The organism is Kineothrix sp. MB12-C1 (genome assembly GCF_030863805.1).
Lineage (GTDB): Bacteria > Bacillota > Clostridia > Lachnospirales > Lachnospiraceae > Kineothrix.
In genome coordinates this window covers 3,210,213-3,229,209 of record NZ_CP132957.1, presented here as the reverse complement: position 1 = coordinate 3,229,209, position 18,997 = coordinate 3,210,213, and the positions used below count along the sequence as shown (strand labels likewise).

At 41.7% G+C, this 18,997-nt stretch carries 17 protein-coding genes and 2 tRNA genes; 6 read left to right on the top strand and 13 right to left on the bottom strand.

Annotated elements, in window-relative coordinates; translation table 11 throughout:
- The first annotated feature begins 23 nt into the window (after positions 1-23).
- Both mscL and RBB56_RS14735 read left to right on the top strand, forming a co-directional pair.
- Positions 24-431 (top strand): large conductance mechanosensitive channel protein MscL, encoded by a 408-nt coding sequence (mscL, locus tag RBB56_RS14740; protein WP_306719718.1) that lies wholly within the window; start codon positions 24-26, stop codon positions 429-431.
- Positions 432-579: 148 nt separating this feature from the next.
- Positions 580-663 (top strand) — tRNA-Leu (locus RBB56_RS14735).
- Between the two features lie 132 nt (positions 664-795).
- Here RBB56_RS14735 and tnpA read toward each other — a convergent pair.
- Entirely contained in the window at positions 796-1,266 is a 471-nt protein-coding gene (gene tnpA, locus RBB56_RS14730; RefSeq protein WP_306719504.1) for an IS200/IS605 family transposase, read from the bottom strand.
- Between the two features lie 386 nt (positions 1,267-1,652).
- Between tnpA and RBB56_RS14725 the strand changes: the two genes are divergently transcribed.
- The 3 genes from RBB56_RS14725 to RBB56_RS14715 all read left to right on the top strand — a co-directional run bounded on the left by RBB56_RS14725 (position 1,653) and on the right by RBB56_RS14715 (position 3,531).
- On the top strand, positions 1,653-2,426 hold the full coding sequence (locus RBB56_RS14725; RefSeq protein WP_306719717.1) for a hypothetical protein: 774 nt from the start codon (positions 1,653-1,655) through the stop codon (positions 2,424-2,426).
- Positions 2,427-2,546: 120 nt separating this feature from the next.
- Positions 2,547-2,630 (top strand) — tRNA-Leu (locus RBB56_RS14720).
- 211 nt (positions 2,631-2,841) lie between these two features.
- Positions 2,842-3,531: a gamma-glutamyl-gamma-aminobutyrate hydrolase family protein gene (locus tag RBB56_RS14715; protein ID WP_306719716.1), complete on the top strand. Its 690-nt coding sequence runs from the start codon at positions 2,842-2,844 to the stop codon at positions 3,529-3,531.
- Here the strand turns inward: RBB56_RS14715 and RBB56_RS14710 are convergent.
- The 5 genes from RBB56_RS14710 to RBB56_RS14690 are packed head-to-tail and all read right to left on the bottom strand — an operon-like array spanning position 3,495 to position 9,973.
- Complete coding sequence (locus RBB56_RS14710; RefSeq protein WP_306719715.1) at positions 3,495-4,748, bottom strand: DUF2974 domain-containing protein; 1,254 nt, start codon at positions 4,746-4,748, stop codon at positions 3,495-3,497. The two genes, RBB56_RS14715 and RBB56_RS14710, sit on opposite strands and share 37 nt — an antisense overlap.
- 11 nt (positions 4,749-4,759) lie before the next feature.
- Positions 4,760-5,839: a nucleoid-associated protein gene (locus RBB56_RS14705; RefSeq protein WP_306719714.1), complete on the bottom strand. Its 1,080-nt coding sequence runs from the start codon at positions 5,837-5,839 to the stop codon at positions 4,760-4,762.
- A gap of 27 nt (positions 5,840-5,866) precedes the next feature.
- Complete coding sequence (locus tag RBB56_RS14700; RefSeq protein ID WP_306719713.1) at positions 5,867-7,303, bottom strand: TrkH family potassium uptake protein; 1,437 nt, start codon at positions 7,301-7,303, stop codon at positions 5,867-5,869.
- 30 nt (positions 7,304-7,333) lie between these two features.
- Positions 7,334-8,695: a Trk system potassium transporter TrkA gene (gene trkA / locus RBB56_RS14695; protein ID WP_306719712.1), complete on the bottom strand. Its 1,362-nt coding sequence runs from the start codon at positions 8,693-8,695 to the stop codon at positions 7,334-7,336.
- 15 nt (positions 8,696-8,710) lie between these two features.
- Positions 8,711-9,973 carry an HD domain-containing protein gene (locus tag RBB56_RS14690; RefSeq protein WP_306719711.1) on the bottom strand — a complete coding sequence of 421 codons (1,263 nt, stop codon included), beginning with the start codon at positions 9,971-9,973 and terminating at the stop codon, positions 8,711-8,713.
- A 217-nt stretch (positions 9,974-10,190) separates the two neighbouring features.
- Between RBB56_RS14690 and RBB56_RS14685 the strand changes: the two genes are divergently transcribed.
- Positions 10,191-11,441: an alanine/glycine:cation symporter family protein gene (locus RBB56_RS14685; protein ID WP_306719710.1), complete on the top strand. Its 1,251-nt coding sequence runs from the start codon at positions 10,191-10,193 to the stop codon at positions 11,439-11,441.
- A 44-nt stretch (positions 11,442-11,485) separates the two neighbouring features.
- Here the strand turns inward: RBB56_RS14685 and RBB56_RS14680 are convergent, their stop codons facing one another.
- The 7 genes from RBB56_RS14680 to pstC all read right to left on the bottom strand — a co-directional run bounded on the left by RBB56_RS14680 (position 11,486) and on the right by pstC (position 18,991).
- Complete coding sequence (locus RBB56_RS14680; RefSeq protein ID WP_306719709.1) at positions 11,486-12,802, bottom strand: sensor histidine kinase; 1,317 nt, start codon at positions 12,800-12,802, stop codon at positions 11,486-11,488.
- Between the two features lie 205 nt (positions 12,803-13,007).
- Positions 13,008-13,679 (bottom strand): response regulator transcription factor, encoded by a 672-nt coding sequence (locus RBB56_RS14675; protein WP_306722173.1) that lies wholly within the window; start codon positions 13,677-13,679, stop codon positions 13,008-13,010.
- Between the two features lie 55 nt (positions 13,680-13,734).
- Positions 13,735-15,507, bottom strand: coding sequence for a Na/Pi cotransporter family protein (locus RBB56_RS14670; RefSeq protein WP_306719708.1), 1,773 nt, complete (start codon positions 15,505-15,507; stop codon positions 13,735-13,737).
- A 124-nt stretch (positions 15,508-15,631) separates the two neighbouring features.
- On the bottom strand, positions 15,632-16,294 hold the full coding sequence (gene phoU / locus RBB56_RS14665; protein ID WP_306719707.1) for a phosphate signaling complex protein PhoU: 663 nt from the start codon (positions 16,292-16,294) through the stop codon (positions 15,632-15,634).
- 61 nt (positions 16,295-16,355) lie between these two features.
- Positions 16,356-17,114 (bottom strand): phosphate ABC transporter ATP-binding protein PstB, encoded by a 759-nt coding sequence (pstB, locus tag RBB56_RS14660; protein ID WP_306722172.1) that lies wholly within the window; start codon positions 17,112-17,114, stop codon positions 16,356-16,358.
- Positions 17,115-17,181: 67 nt separating this feature from the next.
- Positions 17,182-18,060: a phosphate ABC transporter permease PstA gene (gene pstA, locus RBB56_RS14655; RefSeq protein WP_306719706.1), complete on the bottom strand. Its 879-nt coding sequence runs from the start codon at positions 18,058-18,060 to the stop codon at positions 17,182-17,184.
- A complete protein-coding gene (gene pstC / locus RBB56_RS14650; protein WP_306719705.1) occupies positions 18,053-18,991 on the bottom strand; it encodes a phosphate ABC transporter permease subunit PstC in 939 nt (312 codons plus the stop codon). Before pstC ends, pstA begins: the two co-directional genes overlap by 8 nt.
- Positions 18,992-18,997 lie beyond the last annotated feature (6 nt).

Below are 18,997 nucleotides of genomic sequence, written 5' to 3'. Positions count from 1 at the left end.
ATCGAAGGGAGAAATTATCAGCGATGAAAAAATTTCTAAATGAATTTAAAAGTTTTATTTCCAAAGGAAATGTTATGGACTTGGCGGTCGGCGTTATTATCGGCGCTGCTTTCCAAGGAGTAGTATCCTCCTTGACCGACAATATACTTTCACCTATTATCGGCCTTTTTGCCGGGCAGAATTTTGATTCGTTGAAGCTGGACATCTTCGGCGTTACGATTGCTTATGGCGCATTCTTAACAAGCATAGTGAATTTTGTCATAATGGCCTTTGTAATATTCCTTATTGTGAAGCTGATGAATAAGGTTCTCATATCAGGTAAAGCACCGGCAGGAGAGGTACCTACAACAAAAAAATGCCCCTATTGCTGCAGTGCTATCTCTATAGAGGCAACGAGATGTCCTCATTGTACTTCCCAACTTTCCGAATGAGGGGAGGCGTATAAGTATGGAAAAATTCATAAGCAGATATATCGACAAAAAGATTACAAAAAAATATTAAAGTAAATTTGTAAAAATATATTGACTTTTGTATTTCAAAATGATATTATCCTACTTGCGGCGTGAGTAATTACGCTATGCGGAAGTGTCGGAATTGGCAGACGAGCAAGACTAAGGATCTTGTGATGGTTACATCGTGAGGGTTCAAGTCCCTTCTTCCGCAGTAAATCATGACTACCGGCTTAGCCGGTAGTTTGCTCTGCGACTATAAGTCGCTGCTCCCGCTTGCCTCTAAAGAGGCTCTGAAAAGTTCGCCTTCCGCACTGCGGTCTCGGGCTGGCTCTAAAGAGCCTTTTTATTTGCCTTTTTGTACCGGCTCACCCGTAAACGGGTCGATATACTCTTTTAGTGTCATTTGATCGTATGTCTGATCTTCCTGTAGTTGGTTCTTTATATATTCTTCGATTTTCTTTGCATTTTTACCTACTGTGTCTACATAATAACCTCTACACCAGAAATGACGGTTTCCATACCGGTACTTTAAATTCGAGTGCCTTTCAAATATCATTAAGGAACTTTTTCCTTTTAGATATCCCATGATTTCTGCTACACTATACTTCGGTGGTATTCTTACCAGCATGTGTACATGATCTCTACAACATTCTGCCTCTATTATCTCGATTCCTTTTCTTTTGCACAATTCACTTAATATTCGTGCAACATCTGCCTTGATCCTTCCATATATTATTTGCCTTCTATATTTGGGGGCAAAAACCAGATGATATTTACACTCCCACCTTGTGTGTGCTAAACTGTTCTTATCCATTTGGATACCTCCTTGGTTATATTTATGCGGTTGGCGAACCTGCATTTATTGTACCATGGAGGTTTTTATTCTTGAAGCTAAAGCTGACTGGGAACACACCTGCATAGCAGGTGGTTTATTTTTGTTGACTATACAATAAAAGGTGAAAGAACATGATAAAATCAATGTTCTTTCACTTTTTTATTTTATATATTTTGATATCACTGGTTCCAAGTCGATAAGAATGTGCAAAAATTCCCATTTTCCATTGAATTCCTACACGCTCCCTGTTATAATGAAAACAATCATAGGGGTATCATACCCATTTACTTACTTTAAACAAACAATTTTCACATAAACAATGCGGGCACGGAGGGCTCATTCTATTTTTCAAAGGAGTGATTTTAATGAATATTAATATGAAACCAGATGTTTCTTATTTGTTTTCCAACATGTCTTCTTCCCGTTCGAATTCAAGTATGGGTAATCTTAATTTTTTATCCGATTATGCCAGTATTAAGAATGGAAGTTACGGGAAGCTTTTAAAAGCATACTATGCTAAGGAGGATAATGACGTTTCGGATTCTTCTACGAGCAAACTTCCGAAGCCTTCTTCTTTATCGCCGGATTCTGCCAAGACTTTGACTGCCATCGACAGCGCTGCCGATAAGCTGAAAAAATCTGCCGATTCTTTACTTAATAAAGGTAAGGATTCCTTATTTCAGGAAAAAGAAGTAAAAATAAAAAATGAAGACGGAACTACCACTACTACAAAAGAATACGATACGGAAGCCATTTATAAAGCGGTATCCGAATTCGTTACTAATTATAATTCGTTAGTCGGTGCGGCTGCAAAGTCGGATTTTTCCTCTATCACAAAAGCTACTGCCAATATGACGAATATTACAAGTTTGTATTCCAAGACATTGGAAAAGGTTGGCATTACCGGCGGAGAAGAGGGCAAACTCTCCCTCGATAAGAATGCATTGGAAGCAGCTGATATCTCCACTTTGAAGTCCGTATTTAACACTTCCCCTTCCTTTACGCACAGTATTTCTACACAGTCCTCTTATATCGACTATGCGGCAGGACGCGAAGCTCTGAAGGCAAATACATATAATCAGACGGGTTCTTATGGAAACAATTATTCCACAGGCAATTTAATAAACAGCCTGTTCTAGACAACTGAATAAATATTATAGTTCAATCGAATAATAGCGGGCCGGCAAATACTGCCGGTCCATTATTATTAAATTTAGTAGTTGACAGATTGTCTAAAAAAGGATAAAATAGTCTTCGATGCAGGAATGGCGGAATTGGCAGACGCGCACGGTTCAGGTCCGTGTGATAGCAATATCATGAGGGTTCAAGTCCCTTTTCCTGCACTTACTTATGCCCATTTTATCGGGTTTTTTTTATTCTATAGGAAAGATCTTCCTACACTAAAGTGTAAAGGCACTGCGCCTATAGAATAAAAGCCCTTCGGGCAAGTGTTTACATTTCTCAATATTCCTCCTTAGGAATTTCGTATACTTTTCCCCCGGCAAACATACATTAAAAAGAATAAAAGGGATATAACATCCAAAAGGATAAGATATGACTCAAAGTAATTTACTGCCTTATCGCCATGATTTAAGGGTTGCTATAGTAGGTCGGGTAAAAGATACGGTTAATTACGAAAAGGCTCTGACAGATATGGGGATTACATCACAAACTATTATGGATTTGGGGCCGCTTCTAGGATACGATGCTTTAGTTCTTCCGGGAGGAGGGGATATCACCCCTGCTTTTTTCGGTCAAAAAAATCAAGGCTCAAGAAATATAGATACCGAACTGGATATTATACAACTTCAAGCTCTGGATCTTTTTGTAAGGCAAGGCCGTCCGGTACTCGGTATCTGCAAAGGGCTGCAGATTATCAATGTCTACTTCCAAGGAACCGTCATTCAAGATTTACCGCAGGCCCCTATTCACGCATGGGACGATGGCGATAAATTCCATTCCACCTCTTGTGTTCCCGGCTCTATATTATCACGCCTTTATGGTGATCAATGTATCGTAAACAGCGCCCATCATCAAGGTCTTGGAAATCTGGGCCATGGATTGCGTATCATTCAAACCTCAGAGGATGATGTTGTTGAAGGCATTGTACACTATGTCGTTCCTCTTATCGGCGTCCAATGGCACCCCGAAAGGCTTTTCGATCGTTCTGTCTCCCCGCAGGCCGTAGATGGGCGCCTACTCTTTTCTTACTTTTTATCATTGTGCGGTGATGCCGGAGTTTGAGTTCCTCTCTTTCTCCGGCTTTTTTCTTCTTGTCCCTTTTTATTTCCTTCCAGCTTTTTGATGCCCTCTTCCAGCCTCTTTTTATTCTCCTCCAGCTTTCTCATACCTTCTCCGGCACGTGCCTGAAGTTCTTCCTTTGCCCGTTCACCGATTACCTCAAATAAGGAAGCAACTATTCTTTTTATCATTTCCGCCGTCTCTGAGTCCAGCTCTTTCGCTGCCGCTGCCACCGCCGTCATGTTCTTTTTCCAATCGGAGGTGAAATCTATCAGTGTAGCCGCTTCCGAAGCGGAAACTATCTCGTACAAGGCATCCACAAAAGCCCGGATATGCTCTTGATCCAGGGAAAGAATCCACTCATTCAACGAATCATCCATAAATTTTCTGCCTTTGTAGATATCCTTCGCCTTCTGAAATCCATCTTCCTTAACCAGCCATGTATACGGATCGTGTTGTAGGAGACCGAACGTATTGCTCTCCACTACGATATAATCATCCCCATGAGATTTGAACAACATACCAACGAGCGAGGAATGAGGAATAATTTTCACTATCCTATCCGCAATTCTCTCATAGTGTCCCTGCTCTCTTATCTCCGGGCGAAATCCCGGTCCATCATGAGAAAATATTTTTACAATCCGTTCCTGCACCTGGGGCTCACAGTTCATCGATGCGTATACGGCAAAGTTACCGCCTTTGGAATGGCCACCCGTATAAAAACTTCCCTTACATCTGCCCGCCACCCCATTCATATATTCCACACTATAGAGCTGCCCCGGAATTGGCTCGGAGAAGGCCAAGTTGAAGTCTTCTTTCCAACCGATAATCGTTTCATCCGTCCCACGATACGCCAAATAGATCACCCCATCCTCCAGAAGGTAGGTAATGGCCGAAAACTGCATTTCTTTCTCAGGCTCAATTCTGTTAATATAATAATTCATTTTCAGTCCACGATAACGAACGCTGTTCAACATTCCGTCAAACAGCGCCATATTACTCTCCAGGTATCTTTCATCCGCGAAAAGCTTATCTTTCTCCTGATGCCCTGCTAAATATTCGATTGTGACAAAGGGCCGGTCCGATGAAAGTTCGGGGACAATGCCATCAAATTTCAAATAACTGAACTGACATAAAACTAAACTGTCCACCTCATTCATCGGCCTTTCTATAAACGTATAATCTCCATATTCTTTCAAATAGTCAATAATCGTTCCCATGGCAATCCCCTCTAAAAACGCGCCTCCAAATGTCCTATATTTTTAATAAGCACCGATACTGTTCCATCCGGATTCGTAATAAATTCCACACTGCCGGGATTTTTGTATTGATCCATCGGAATCTTTATTTCGATTCCCGTATCCGTATACAGGTGCTGTTTTTGGTATTTTCTTGTAGTCGATTCACTCTGCGGCAATATCTCCTCTTTCACCAAATCATATTTTTCCATTTTGTCCTGAAATGCAACTTTTAATTCCGGTTTTTCTTCAAATATTTTATCTGCGATCTCCTCTACCACGAATCCGCCTTTTTCTTGAAGTTCCTCCTGTATAATGCTCTTCGCCTTCATATGTACTTCATATTGGGACAGTTCATCATAGGCATCCTTCTGCACCGCTTCCACCGCTTTCGTCACAATGGATAACTTGGACTTATCCGACATATGGCTGCTGCACTTTAAGAACAAATAAGAGAAATAATTCGTCTTCTCACCGTTCACATCATATTTCTTCTCTATGACCTGTACTGAAAGATCAGTCAATCCGATAATCGCCGCCTCGCTCAATCTTTGAGACTCCGAAGGCAATATCGATTTATGCCTGATAATCTCATTCGTATTTCCGCCTTCCCCGGATGCTAATGTCCGGTGCGTATATAGAGATTTATAATTCATCTTAAGAAAGCTCAAATATTCCCCTTCCCCGTACCGGAATCTTACCACGAGCAAATCAGCAGGAGGAATATCAATATTGCTATTCATAATACTATACAAAAGCTCTGCCGCATCCTTGCTTATATCCACAAAGAAATCATCCGAATACTGCTGGAGCATCTTATAGACTTCCGACTCGGCTTTATAAAACTGAGACTTCTTACTATCATCTCCCGAAGAGATCTTCGCGATATGCTCCTTCAAAAAGTCCGCAAATTCGGACCCGAATTCTATCTCCTCATCCGATAAGACCGGCATGCCTATCGTAGAATCTAAAATATGTAAAATCACTTTCTTTATGCGTATATCTTCTTTCACCATCATCTTTTGTACTTTCCTTCCACTTGCACCTATCATCCCATTATGCGGTAATATCATTCTCTATCATACAGTTCATATACATTCCTACTTCTTCCATGTTCTCGGAGACAGTAATACAATAATTGGAAGCAGTTCCAATCTTCCTACAAGCATATCAAATATCAGCACATATTTGGAAAGCGCTGAAAGAACTGAAAAACTTCCCGAAGGCCCTACTTTGCTAAATCCTGCACCCACGTTATTGAAGCAAGCTGCTACAGCTGTTACATTCGTCATGAAATCAAATTCATTCAGGGAAATCAGCAGTATTGATCCTATGAAAATTAGAACATAGAGCATTGCATACACCTGTACCGACTTCGTTACACTGTTTTCCAATACGTGTCCGTCCATATGTACCTTTCTGATACCTCTCGGATGTATCACGTAAGAAATTTCATTTTTAATCGACCGGAACATAATAATGAGGCGGGAAACTTTAAAGCCTCCGCTCGTACTGCCCGCACAAGCTCCGAGCAGAGATAACATAATTAAAATTGTCTTGGAAAACTCCGGCCATGCATCATAGTTCACCGATGCAAAACCTGTCGTAGTTATGATTGAGGTAACTTGAAGCAGCGAATGATGAAAACTCTGGGAAATACTTTCGAAGAATCCCCTCGTGTCATACATGATCAATAAGGTGGCAATTATTACAATACCGACATAATAACGAAGCTCCTCGCTCGCAAGCGCTTCCTTCGGTTTCCTGATAAGCAACAGATAAAAAATCTGAAAGTTAATTCCGCACATAAACATTAATGCAGTAAGAATATTCCGTACCGCAAACGAATAACTCCCCAGACTGGAATTCAAAAGGCCAAACCCTCCTGTCCCCACTGCCGAAAAGGTCAATGTGAGTGCATCGTAAAGAGGAAGTCCGGCTATCAGCAACGCTATGGTTCCCAGCACTGTAATAGCAATATAAATACCATAAAGTATCATCGCCGTTGTCTTCACGCGCGGCACCAGCTTCCCGACGCTGGGGCCCGGACTTTCCGCTCGCATAAGATGCATATTATAGCTACCCGATAAGGGTAAAACCGCTAAAATCAATACGAGAACTCCCATCCCTCCTATCCAATGGGTAAAGCATCGCCAGAACTGCATACTCCTCGATAATGCTTCCACATCTGTTAGAATAGTTGCACCCGTTGTTGTAAATCCTGATACCGTTTCAAATAAAGCATCCGTATACGAAGGAATCTCCCCACTTAAATAAAAAGGGAGAGCTCCTACTAAACTTAATATGATCCAACTAAGAGATACACTTACAAATCCTTCTTTTGCATAAAAAACCTTATTCTTCGGTTTGAAGTGTCTTCCTATCAAGCTGATAACAAAGCACACTGCCATGATAGGCGCAAAAAAAATAGTGCTTTTTTCACGATAAATGATGCCCACCAAACAAGGCAATGACATAAACAGTGCTTCAAACTCAAGCACTCTGCATAGTATATAACGTATCATTGAATAATTCATTTGAATCATTTTGCCTTTCTTAATGCATTACTAATGCATTGCTAATATATCTTTAATATCCTGGAGTCCCGTTATTGTTGTAGCGAGTATTACTGTGTCGCCTACCATAATACGAGTCTGCCCGCTGGGTGTTATAATATTTCCCATATGATTAATACAGCATAACAGTATATTGGGTTTCAGCTTCAAGTCATGCAATGTTGTTCCCACCACCGGAGATATTTCTCTCACCTTGAATTCCAGCACCTCCACCTGATTATTATCTAATCTGTATAAAGTCTCAACATTACTTCCGATAGAATTCTGCATTCCCCTTACATATTGAATAATCATCTCCGATGTAATATATTTGGGATAAATTACTGTTCCAAGGTTTAATTCTTCTATAATTTCATCGTATTTAATCCTATGCACTCGCGTAATTAACTTCGCTTTTGATACACTTCTTGCAAATAGCGAAAGCATAATATTCTCTTCATCGAAATTAGTAAGAGCTACAAATGCCCCTGCCTGAGGCATCCCCTCCTCTAACAAAAGGTCGCGATCTGTACCATCTCCCCATATAATCATTGCCTGAGGGAATAACTCGCTCAGCATAGCGCACCTCTGTTTGTCTTTTTCCACAATTTTTACATCGATTCCCATAGCGATAAGCTGGCTCATCAAATAATAAGAGGTCTCTCCCCCTCCCACAATAAAAACATCTTTTGCTCTTGTTGTAGGCACTCCCAGCTTTTTAAAAAATAACATTGTATTCTTGGTAGAGCCCACGACCGAAATCTCATCTTTTGCGCGCAGAATAAAATTACCATCAGGGATGAATACCTCATCTCCCCGCTCCACCACACATATAAGGACATTGCATTTCATCTTTTCCGATATACTCTTCAAAGAGTGATTGCATAAATCTGAGCCATCCTCTATTTTATATTTTACCATTTCCACTTTTCCCTTAGAGAAAGTGTCAATCTTGATAGCAGAAGGGAACTTAAGAACCCGCACCATTTCCATGGCTGCTGCATCTTCAGGATTAATAACCATGGATAAACCGAGTTCTTCCTTAATAAAGCCTATTTCCCTGCTATATACCGGATTGCGCACTCTTGCTATCGTATGACAGTCACCTGCTTTCTTTGCGATCAGACAACATAATAAATTGAGTTCATCCGACCCCGTGACGGCAATTAACAGATCCGCCTCTTCAATTCCGGCCTCTTTTTGTATGGAATGGCTGGCGCCATTTCCTACCATCCCCATAATATCAAAATTATTATAGACATTGCTTACGGCTTCACTTTTCACATCAATTACCGTGATATCGTGTCCTTCCCTGCTAAGCTGCTCCGCCAATGTGGTTCCTACATTCCCACATCCTACAACGATAATCTGCATAACTTCCTCCTGATGTTATCTCATAATTCCTTCGAATTTCTTCCATATTTCTTCGTACTGTTCTTTAATCGTCAGATATAGACCTATCGTATGACCTTCCTGCTCATCCTCAAATCCTCGAATGATATTATCATAATTTTCAAGCAAACAATCCACTACCGGCTTACTTATTTTATAATCGGCAGCCTCTTCGCTCAATATCGTCTTAATGATATTGCTTTCAAATGACTTTTTATAGCTTCTTTGTCCGTATAAGGCACTTAACATATCAGCTACTGCCACAATCTTCTGGGGAAGCGTCAAATCTTTATCGCTTAATCCGTTATGGTATCCCGATCCATCCAGTTTCTCATGATGCCTTGCTGCAATATCAATCACTTCCGGTGCTACCAGCCCCGACAAAATCATCTCTGTAATCCGCACATGAGCCTTCATTATGCGCATCTCCTCTGCTGAAAGCTTTCCGGGAGACTCCAGAATATTGATCGGAATAGCAATCTTGCCCAAGTCATGCAACAGTGCCCCATAGTACAACTGTCTTAATTCTGCTGCACCAAGATTCATCAACACTCCCAACTGCTGGGCGAAATTCACGGTAGCCATCGTATGAATTACTGTATATTCACTTCTGAAATCGATGGTGTATACGAGCATTCCAAGAAAACTCTTCTTATCCATTTCCGACATTTCAATGTGTGAGAACAGTTCATTTAATTCTTCCCTATATTCGCCGCTTACGAGCTTGGCGGTAATCCCAAACTTCTTCTCTGCCTCCAAAAATAAATTTCTGGCTCTCGCTGAAAATTTAATATCCACATATCTCGTAAAATAATCAGCCTCCATCTGTATCTTATCCCGGCGCATAAAAGTATCCATTTTGTCTGCAAATGCCAGACACTCCGTGATACGTTCATATTTATTCTTGACCAATCCATACCGCTCATAGTCTAAATGATGGTATAGCACGATTTCTGCCTTTTCTGCAAGTGGAGATAGATATTTTAAAAATAAAAATCCATAAATAGAATGAGACTCGGTATTATTTACTTCAAAATCCGCTACATTATCCAAGCCATCCACCCGATATAATCCGATATCATGTAATATGGCAATCCAAGTATATTCAAGCATTTCTTGTTCGGAATATTCCTGTTCATATTCCAACATCTTATAGAAAATATATCCCACAATTTCGCTATGCTTCATAATATTGGGATTCAGAATGCTCAATGTCTTACGGATAATCGCTATAACATTCTGCCCACTTATAATATTCATTACATTGTCCCTCAAGGCTTCTCGCCCGCTTTCTATGCTTACGCCTATTTTACCATCAATTGATGATATCATTATCTTTACATAATAACAAAAGGCAACATATATTACAAGATACACTTATATATTAGAATTAAGTATATGAACCAGGTACCCTCTCTTGAAAATAATATCGACTATCAACACTTTCCTATGGAGCTTTCCTCTCCTTTTCCTCCTTATGGGAACACATTTATTCTTTACAATAAAGCTTCGTTTTCCTCAGCGTCATATCATAAAAGCTTTGAAGTTTTCCATATCTTCCGTGGATACCCATGAAGAAAAATCTACCCATAATCTCTCTGCCTTCGGGGCCCTCGCCACAACACTGGCAGCCACTCTCGGCACCGGCAATATTATAGGAGTTTCCACCGCCGTTGCTCTGGGCGGTCCCGGCGCCGTTTTCTGGTGCTGGCTGACCGGCCTTCTCGGCATGGCGACTTCGTATGCCGAATGTTATCTGAGCATGCTTTTCCGCGAAAAAAATGTACTCCAGGCTTATGTGGGCGGTCCGATGTACATATTAAAAAATGGCCTTAACAATAAATTTCTGGCCAAATTCTATGCTCTATGTACTATATGCGCCGCTTTCGGCATTGGCTGTACTACCCAAGCTAATTCCCTGACTCAGACCCTTTCCTCTACCTTTGGAGTTTCTCCTCATATTACCGGTATCACAGCAGCGATCGTTGTCGGCTTTGTCATTATCGGCGGAATCAAATCCATCGGGAACCTTTGTATAAAACTCGTCCCTACCTTAGGGCTTCTCTATATCGGAAGTTGTTTTATCCTGCTCTTTCTTAATCGCGATGCTTTGGGAGATGCTCTGACACTTATTATCACCTATGCGTTCAAACCAAATGCCATGATGGGCGGTATCGCCGGATACTCGCTCAAACAAGCGGCCAGGTATGGAATCGCACGAGGTCTGTTCACCAATGAGGCTGGTATCGGCACCTCTGCTATCGCTGCCTCTTCCTCCTCACTAACAGATCCTTCCAGACAGGCATATGTATCCATGACTGCTGTTTTCTGGGACACCGTCGTTATGTGTCTTCTGACCGGGCTCGTTATTGTTGCCAATATGATAAAATATCCGCATTCCCTGGCAGGTGTTAATGAGGCAGGGCTTGCAGATGCTGCATTTTCTTATCTCCCAATGGGCGGAAATGCCTTTCTTTCCCTATCCCTTGCCGCTTTCGCCGTTACGACCTTAATCGGTTGGTCCTACTTCGGTGAAAAAGCTACGGAATATCTATGGGGAATGAAAAGCATTTCATTCTATAAGATTATCTATATTGTTATGATTTATATCGGCGCAGTCATCCCGCTTAATGTAGTGTGGGAATGTACCGATTTGATTAATGCCCTTATGATTTTTCCAAATGTACTGGCACTTTTCCTTCTAAAGGATAGAATATCGGATAAATAGCGATCGGATAAATAGCGATCGGATATGAGCAAAGAGATAATTTCTCAGGAAAAAAATACTGATATCTTAGTTCCTTTTCCTTCCTCACTCTCCAGTTCAATCTTTGCCTCGTTTTTAGCGACAATATGTTTTACAATGGCGAGTCCCAGACCTGTGCCCCCGGTAGACTTAGATCTGCTCTTATCCACCCGGTAGAATCGTTCAAAGATTCTTTCCTGATGTGCCTTGGGGATTCCGATTCCTGTATCTTCCACAATAAGCACAGTTTTATCCTCTGCCTTTTTCACAAGAACTGCCACTAGGCCGCCTTTATTATTGTAACGAATTGCGTTGTCGCATAGATTATAGACCAGTTCCTCCAACATCTGCTTCTCGGAGCGCACCATGCAGGTTTCCCCTCGGAAGGTCAAAGCCACTCCATGGTTCTCTGCGTTAATTTGTAACATATCGACACATGTTTCTGCAATTTCCGACAGATTCAGCCACTCAAAATGCTCCTCCATATCCACCACATCCAATTCGGACAAGCGTATAACATCGTTAATTAAGATCAGAAGCCTGTCGGAATTACGGTGAATCTCCCTGGCGAACCTCACAACATCCTTATCCGATGCCATGCCGCTCTCTATCAGCTCTGAATAACCGGAGATAGAAGTAAGAGGCGTCTTTAATTCATGGGATACATTGGCTGTAAATTCCTGCCGCATTCCGGCATTTTTCAAGATATTTTCATGCTGTTCATTTATCGTTGCCACAAAAGGAGCCAATTCTTCATATATCTCTAATTCCTCCAGACGGTCTGCGTTATTGGCAACCTTTTCTATCGGCGCAATGAGAGCCTTCGTCAACACATGAGCCACTACCGTACAAAGAAGAATAATAAACGCAGTAACTCCTCCTATCGCCGGCAACGCCCCCGCGAAGATACTCCATATGCTGTCCGCATCCTTTGCCACGCGTATTACATTCCCTTCCTCGATCCGGATGGCATAATAGAACGTATTTTTTCCCATGGTGGAAGATTTCCTCACCGCATAACCTTCTCCGGTGGCAAAAGTCTGTATAATCTCAGGCCGATCCCCATGGTTACCCATTTTATCCGCATCGGCATCACTTTCATACAAGACATCACCGCTCTCATCCACCACTGTGATTCGTACTTTATCCTTTTTCGAATCATACCTTCTCTCCATCAGGTCGGACAAGGCATTTGTGTCCTCCAGCAAATGTGCATATGTCTTCAAATCTTCGATAACCTGTTTGCGAAATAAATCATAGCAGATACCGAGCACGAGAAACATCGTAGTGAAAATTCCAATTAAGGCGAGCAGCAGCAACTGAAACTTTATCTTCTTTTTCATATTGAACCATATCTTTCCTATTGCCTGTACAGGCCTGACTCAGGTATACCTTAGCCGCAAGCAGCCGCGGTATGCTTTTTGCACACTCGCTTTGCTCGGCGCAGTATAATATCGTTAAATATTATACTTTGTCCGCAAGCGGACACAGTATGTTTTTTGCACACTCGCTTTGCTCGGTGCAGTATAATATCGTTAAATATTATACTTAATTGGCAAATATATATCCCACATTCCGTACTGTCTTTATCATGCTGCTGCTATCTCTTAACTTCTGGCGCAATGTCTTAATATGCATATCCAGCGTTCTGGATTCTCCTTCGAAATCCGTCCCCCATATCTTATCGAGTATCATATCTCTGGGGGTAACAATTCCTGCATTACTCATCAGCAGCTTAAGAAGTTCGTACTCCTTATAGGTCAATTCACAAGGAACGTCATCTACGGTTACCATATGTCTTTCTTCGTCCAGACAGACGGCTCCTATACGCAGAACTTTTTCCTCATTTTTATTACTTCTTCTAAGAAGTGCCTTTACTCTGGAAATCAGCTCCATCACACCAAAAGGCTTCACCATATAATCGTCCGCACCTATATCCAACCCTCTTACCTTATCGATTTCCGAGGTCTTAGCTGTCACAAGAATAATAGAAATATCCTTCGTCTCTTTGTTAGAGCGCAGCTTTCTAACGATTTCCAAGCCATCTTCATCCGGAAGCATAATGTCCAGAAGGACAATATCCGGCTTCTTACATTCCATTTCTTCGTAGAAATCTCTTGCATACTCGAAATCTTTGATTTCATATCCTGCATTTTTCAGTGCGAACACTTCGATTTCCCTTATATTTTTGTCATCCTCCACCACATAAATAAGTGCCATCTTATCCACCTGCTCTACCTCTTTTAATGTAATACCCTTCTCCCGTCTCTATATTCTACGGCAATTCATATCTCTTTTGAAAACGCTTTATATTATCTTTAAATTCCGGATCATTCTTTTCCCTTATCTCATCTATATATCTATGCGCTTCAAAGCCGTCTTCGCTGATTTCTAACAAGCTTAACCCTATATTCGAGCAGTGGTCTGAAACTCGTTCATAACTGGTGATTATATCAGACAGAATAAATCCCATTTCTATCGTACACTTTCCTTTTCTGAGGCGCTTGATATGACGCTTCTTCAATTCCGCATTCAGATAATCGATCACTTCCTCAAGGGGTTCGATCATCTTTACCAGATTCATATCCTCTTCCTGGAATACGAGGAAGGAGGTGTTCACGATATCCTTCACTGCTTCTGCAAACACTTCCAATTCTTCGGAAGCCTTGTTCGAAAAGCTCAAGCTCTTGTCTTTCATCTCCTCGGCAGCTTCCTTTATATTCACCGCATGATCCGAAATACGCTCAAAATCACCGATATTATGCAATAAGAAGGAGACTGTATAGCTATCTTTTTCAGACAGCTTTTTACTGCTTAGTTTAACAAGATAGGAACCCAACTCATCCTCATACCTGTCCACTCTATTTTCCAGTTCCATTACTCGCTTCGCTGCTTTTTTATCATATTCCTTGATTAAGCCCATAGATAGAAACAGCGCTTCCTTCGCATAAGATGCCATATCGATAGCTGCAGTTCTGCATTGTTCCAGAGCAAAACCGGGGGTATTAAGAAATCTTGAATCGAGAATCTGAATAGCTTCCTTTTGCAGCGGCTGTCCTGCCTGTTCATTTTCATCATCCCTAATGGTAAGATAAGCCAGCTTCTCGAGTCCCTTGGAAAACGGAAGAAGGATTATCGTTGCAAACATATTAAATATGGTGTGGACAACCGCAACTCCTGCCGCTGTTGCAGAATCATCCATAAATAAAAACGGCACGAATACATGTATTGTATAAAATAGTATCATAAAAATAATGGTACCTATAATATTAAAATAAAGGTGGACAAGAGCCGCCCGTCTCGCGTTCTTACTCGCTCCGATTCCCGATAACATGGCTGTTACACAGGTTCCTATATTCTGTCCCATAATGATGGGTATTACCGCCCCATACGTAACGGAGCCCGTCATGCAAAGTGCCTGCAGGATACCGACCGATGCCGAAGAGCTTTGAATCACGGCTGTCAGTATTAAGCCTGCAACAAGCCCCAGCAGAGGATTGGAAAACGCAGTTAAAATACCGGTGAATTCCGGAACGTCAGCGAGCGGCTTCACCGCCGCCGACATAGTATCCATCCCGAACATCAGCACGGCAAAGCCTATTAAAATGGCCGCCACATCCTTAAGCATATCCCTTTTGGAAAACATTAAAAATGTCACACCCACAATCGCAAGCACCGGTGAAAATGAAGTTGGCTTCAGCAATTGTATGAAAAAGCTGCTGCTTTCTATCCCTGACAAGCTGAGAATCCATGACGTAACTGTCGTTCCGATATTAGCACCCATGATGATTCCGATAGCCTGAGAGAGCTTCATAATACCCGAGTTAACAAAGCCCACCACCATAACGGTAGTTGCTGATGAAGACTGAATCACCACAGTAACACCCATTCCAAGTAAAACTGCCTTTAGCTTGCTGGAAGTTAATTTCTCCAATAACTGCTCCAGCTTTCCTCCTGAAACCTTCGACAGCCCTTCTCCCATAACCTGCATTCCATACAGAAAAAGAGCAAGCCCTCCTATCATTGTCAATATTCCAAAAAAATCCATAGTCCACCCTCTAATTTCCTATTCTTTAGTTTTTACATATCTGTATTTTACAATACCCATGTAAAATAGAAAAGAATTTCGAGTAAAATCTATGTAAATTTTTCTTTTACAATCGATTTTGACATTATAAGAGTCTTATATCTCCAATCTCCCCGGTCTCCTGGAACAGCTCCCATTCCGCGATATTCACTGCATGGTCTCCGATTTTCTCCAAATACTTAGCCATCATAAGCACATCGATACATTCATCTGCATTCTTTGTCTCTTTCTTCAAGTACTCAATTAAATCTTGCTTCACCTTATTGAAAAGCTCATCCACCACATCATCACTTTCAATTACCGACTTGGCCGCTTCTTCATTTCTCTCCACGAATACATTTACTGCCGAGCGAAGCATCTCTTTCGCTGCCCTCATCATCGGTTCCAAATGATTCGAATAGGAGGAAAGAGGACTTAAATCAAGGCGCAGCATTAATTCCGCCATATCCGATACATGATCCCCTACTCTCTCAATATCCGTTACTACTTTAAGGCTCGCCGTAATCATTCGAAGGTCACGTGCCACCGGCTGCTGCTTCGCTATAAGGGACAAGCATCTCGATTCAATATTCCTCTGCATCTCATTGACGATTCGGTCGCTTTCCAGAATTTCGACGATTTCTTCCTTATTTCTGTTCTCCAGGGCGAGAAACAGTTCCTCATAGGTTTCCTCCACCCGAAGTCCCATGGCAGCCACATCATCCTTTAATTTCTTTAATTCATGTTCAAATATTGTCCTAGGCGACATACAAACTTCCTCTCTTTCCAAACCTTTTGACCATTATACCATTTATACCGCTTTCCGCATCTCACCCAAATCTTCCTGTAATATAATCTTCTGTCCTTTTATCGGCCGGACGTGAGAAAATATTATCCGTAGTATCGAATTCCACAACCTTTCCCACAAGAAAGAATGCGGTATAATCCGACACTCTCGCTGCCTGCTGCATATTGTGCGTCACTACTACCACCGTATATTTCTCTTTAAGCTCTACCATAAGCTCTTCCACTTTCAAGGTGGAAATAGGGTCTAAAGCGGAAGTCGGTTCATCCATCAGAAGCACTTCCGGCTCCACCGCAAGTGCCCTTGCGATGCAAAGTCTCTGCTGCTGCCCTCCGGAAAGTCCGAGTGCCGACTTTTTCAGCCGATCCTTCACTTCATCGAAAATGGCCGCACCGCGCAAACTTCTTTCCACGATATCATCCAGTTTCGCCTTGCTTTTAATGCCGTGTACTCTAGGCCCATAAGCTATATTATCATAAATACTCATGGGAAAAGGATTAGGCTGTTGGAATACCATACCTATCTTCTTGCGAAGCAGCGTCGTGTCTACCTTAGAATCATAGATATTCTCTCCATCTAAAGTAACCATTCCCTCTATGCGGACGCCTTCCACCAAATCGTTCATTCGGTTGAGGCTTTTTAAAAACGTAGATTTACCACAGCCGGAAGGACCGATAAATGCAGTTACTGCATTTGCCCTAATATCCATATCTACATCTTGGAGCGCGTGATTATCTCCATAATATAAGTTCAGGCCTCTCGTACTGATTTTACTATTTCCCATTTCTTTTTCCACTCTAATAACCATACCTTTCTCTCCTCTTACCTTTAAGACTTTACTGCTTTTTATGCTAACGCGCGGCATTTACATCGAGTTTCTTCGCCAGATATTTGGTAAGGAGATTGATGCCGAGCACAATAATCAGAAGCACTGCCGCGATTCCAAAAGCCACATTGTACTCCGCTTTGGACATACTTAAATACAACTGGATCGTTAATGTCCCGCCGGATTGCAGAACTTTCTCCAGCAATCCCATGCCGGTCTTGGGCAGCAAATATCCGCTTCCCGCCGTAAAGAGCAAAGCAGCAGACTCTCCTACAATTCTTCCGATTGCCAATATAATGCCGGTGATAATTCCGGGCATGGCAGATGGCAGTAAGATCGTCCTTATCATATACCATTTGGCTGCTCCCATCGCAAGAGCACCGCTTCGATAACTATCAGGCACCGTCTTCAAAGCTTCCTGTGTATTTCTCGTAATCAACGGAAGTATCATAATTGTGAGCGTAAGAGCACCCGTTAAAATAGAATAACCAAGTCCCAACGCGTTACCGAAGAAAACCATACCGAACAGACCAAATATAATAGAAGGAATACCGGCAAGAGTCTCAGTTGTAAATTCTATCATTCTTACAAGTCTGCCCGGTTTTGCATATTCATTCAGATAAATTGCAGAACCAATTCCTATGGGCGTTGCAATAAGAAGGGTAATGACAATAATATATAACGTATTTACAATGTTTCCTGCAATTCCAACCGTCCCTTTCAAACTGCTGGTTACCGTAGTTAGAAATTCCAGATTGACTATTTTAATACCTTTGAAAAAAACATATCCGATAATTATGGCAAGAAGAAGTACCGCGAACAGTGCGGAAATATAAATAAGTACACGAAGGACCATATCCGATATTCTTTTTCTTTTTATTGTAAGAGTAATAGGACTATTCATTATTTTTATCCCCTTTTTTCAAGATTCTTGTCAGGGTTACATTAATCAGCATAATAAACAGGAAGAGTACGAGCCCTATAGTAAATAGAACCTGTCTGTGTAAATCTGCTGCATATCCCATCTCACTTACGATTGCCGTAGTAAGAAAACGTACTGAGTTAAACGGTAAAGGCAGGTTCACTGCACTTCCCGATACGAGGCTGATTGCCATCGCTTCGCCGATTGCCCTGCCTACGCCGAGGACAACCGCCGTGATAATGCCTGATTTCGCCGCCGGCAGTATCACTTTAAAAATCGTCTGTATCTGGGAAGCTCCTACCGCAAGGGATGCCGCTTTCAAGTAACTTGGCACCGCCTTAATTGCCGATTCACTAATATTGATAACTGTCGGCAGAATCATAATAGCAAGTACGATGACTGCCGAAATCATATTGGATCCCCCGGTGAACTGATGAGTCTGCGAACCTGCGAATATCTTCAATTCCAACTGATACATAAAAGGATTTAATATCATTAAACCTAAAAGTCCGTAAATCACTGAAGGAATACCTGCCAAAAGCTCTACTGCCGGCTTTACGACTGCTACCAGACTTTTAGGCGCTATTTCCGCCAGAAAGATTGCCGTGAATACTCCTATTGGTACACCGATAACTACTGCCATCGCCGTACCGAGAATAGAGGTAAGGATAATATATAAGATTCCAAAAGAAGGGTTCGCTGCCGTAGGCTTCCAAACACTCCCAAATAAAATATCGATAGCTCCTACTTTAAATAAGGCAGGGGTTCCGTTAAAAATCATGTATGCGGTAATGGACAAAACTGCCATTACCGCCATGAATGCACTTATTGTGAAAATCGCCTGTGCCATCTTCTCTACTGCTGATTTATTCTTATTATTGCCTACAATTGTGAAAGCTTGCTGATTGCTCATAACTTC

What these genes read in the sequence shown, in the direction of transcription:
- mscL (WP_306719718.1), top strand. Translation starts at nt 24, where the DNA reads ATGAAAAAATTTCTAAATGAATTTAAAAGTTTTATTTCCAAAGGAAAT.
- tnpA (WP_306719504.1), bottom strand. Translation starts at nt 1,266, where the DNA reads ATGGATAAGAACAGTTTAGCACACACAAGGTGGGAGTGTAAATATCAT.
- RBB56_RS14725 (WP_306719717.1), top strand. Translation starts at nt 1,653, where the DNA reads ATGAATATTAATATGAAACCAGATGTTTCTTATTTGTTTTCCAACATG.
- RBB56_RS14715 (WP_306719716.1), top strand. Translation starts at nt 2,842, where the DNA reads ATGACTCAAAGTAATTTACTGCCTTATCGCCATGATTTAAGGGTTGCT.
- RBB56_RS14710 (WP_306719715.1), bottom strand. Translation starts at nt 4,748, where the DNA reads ATGGGAACGATTATTGACTATTTGAAAGAATATGGAGATTATACGTTT.
- RBB56_RS14705 (WP_306719714.1), bottom strand. Translation starts at nt 5,839, where the DNA reads ATGATATTACCGCATAATGGGATGATAGGTGCAAGTGGAAGGAAAGTA.
- RBB56_RS14700 (WP_306719713.1), bottom strand. Translation starts at nt 7,303, where the DNA reads ATGAATTATTCAATGATACGTTATATACTATGCAGAGTGCTTGAGTTT.
- trkA (WP_306719712.1), bottom strand. Translation starts at nt 8,695, where the DNA reads ATGCAGATTATCGTTGTAGGATGTGGGAATGTAGGAACCACATTGGCG.
- RBB56_RS14690 (WP_306719711.1), bottom strand. Translation starts at nt 9,973, where the DNA reads ATGAATATTATAAGTGGGCAGAATGTTATAGCGATTATCCGTAAGACA.
- RBB56_RS14685 (WP_306719710.1), top strand. Translation starts at nt 10,191, where the DNA reads ATGGGAACACATTTATTCTTTACAATAAAGCTTCGTTTTCCTCAGCGT.
- RBB56_RS14680 (WP_306719709.1), bottom strand. Translation starts at nt 12,802, where the DNA reads ATGAAAAAGAAGATAAAGTTTCAGTTGCTGCTGCTCGCCTTAATTGGA.
- RBB56_RS14675 (WP_306722173.1), bottom strand. Translation starts at nt 13,679, where the DNA reads ATGGCACTTATTTATGTGGTGGAGGATGACAAAAATATAAGGGAAATC.
- RBB56_RS14670 (WP_306719708.1), bottom strand. Translation starts at nt 15,507, where the DNA reads ATGGATTTTTTTGGAATATTGACAATGATAGGAGGGCTTGCTCTTTTT.
- phoU (WP_306719707.1), bottom strand. Translation starts at nt 16,294, where the DNA reads ATGTCGCCTAGGACAATATTTGAACATGAATTAAAGAAATTAAAGGAT.
- pstB (WP_306722172.1), bottom strand. Translation starts at nt 17,114, where the DNA reads ATGGGAAATAGTAAAATCAGTACGAGAGGCCTGAACTTATATTATGGA.
- pstA (WP_306719706.1), bottom strand. Translation starts at nt 18,060, where the DNA reads ATGAATAGTCCTATTACTCTTACAATAAAAAGAAAAAGAATATCGGAT.
- pstC (WP_306719705.1), bottom strand. Translation starts at nt 18,991, where the DNA reads ATGAGCAATCAGCAAGCTTTCACAATTGTAGGCAATAATAAGAATAAA.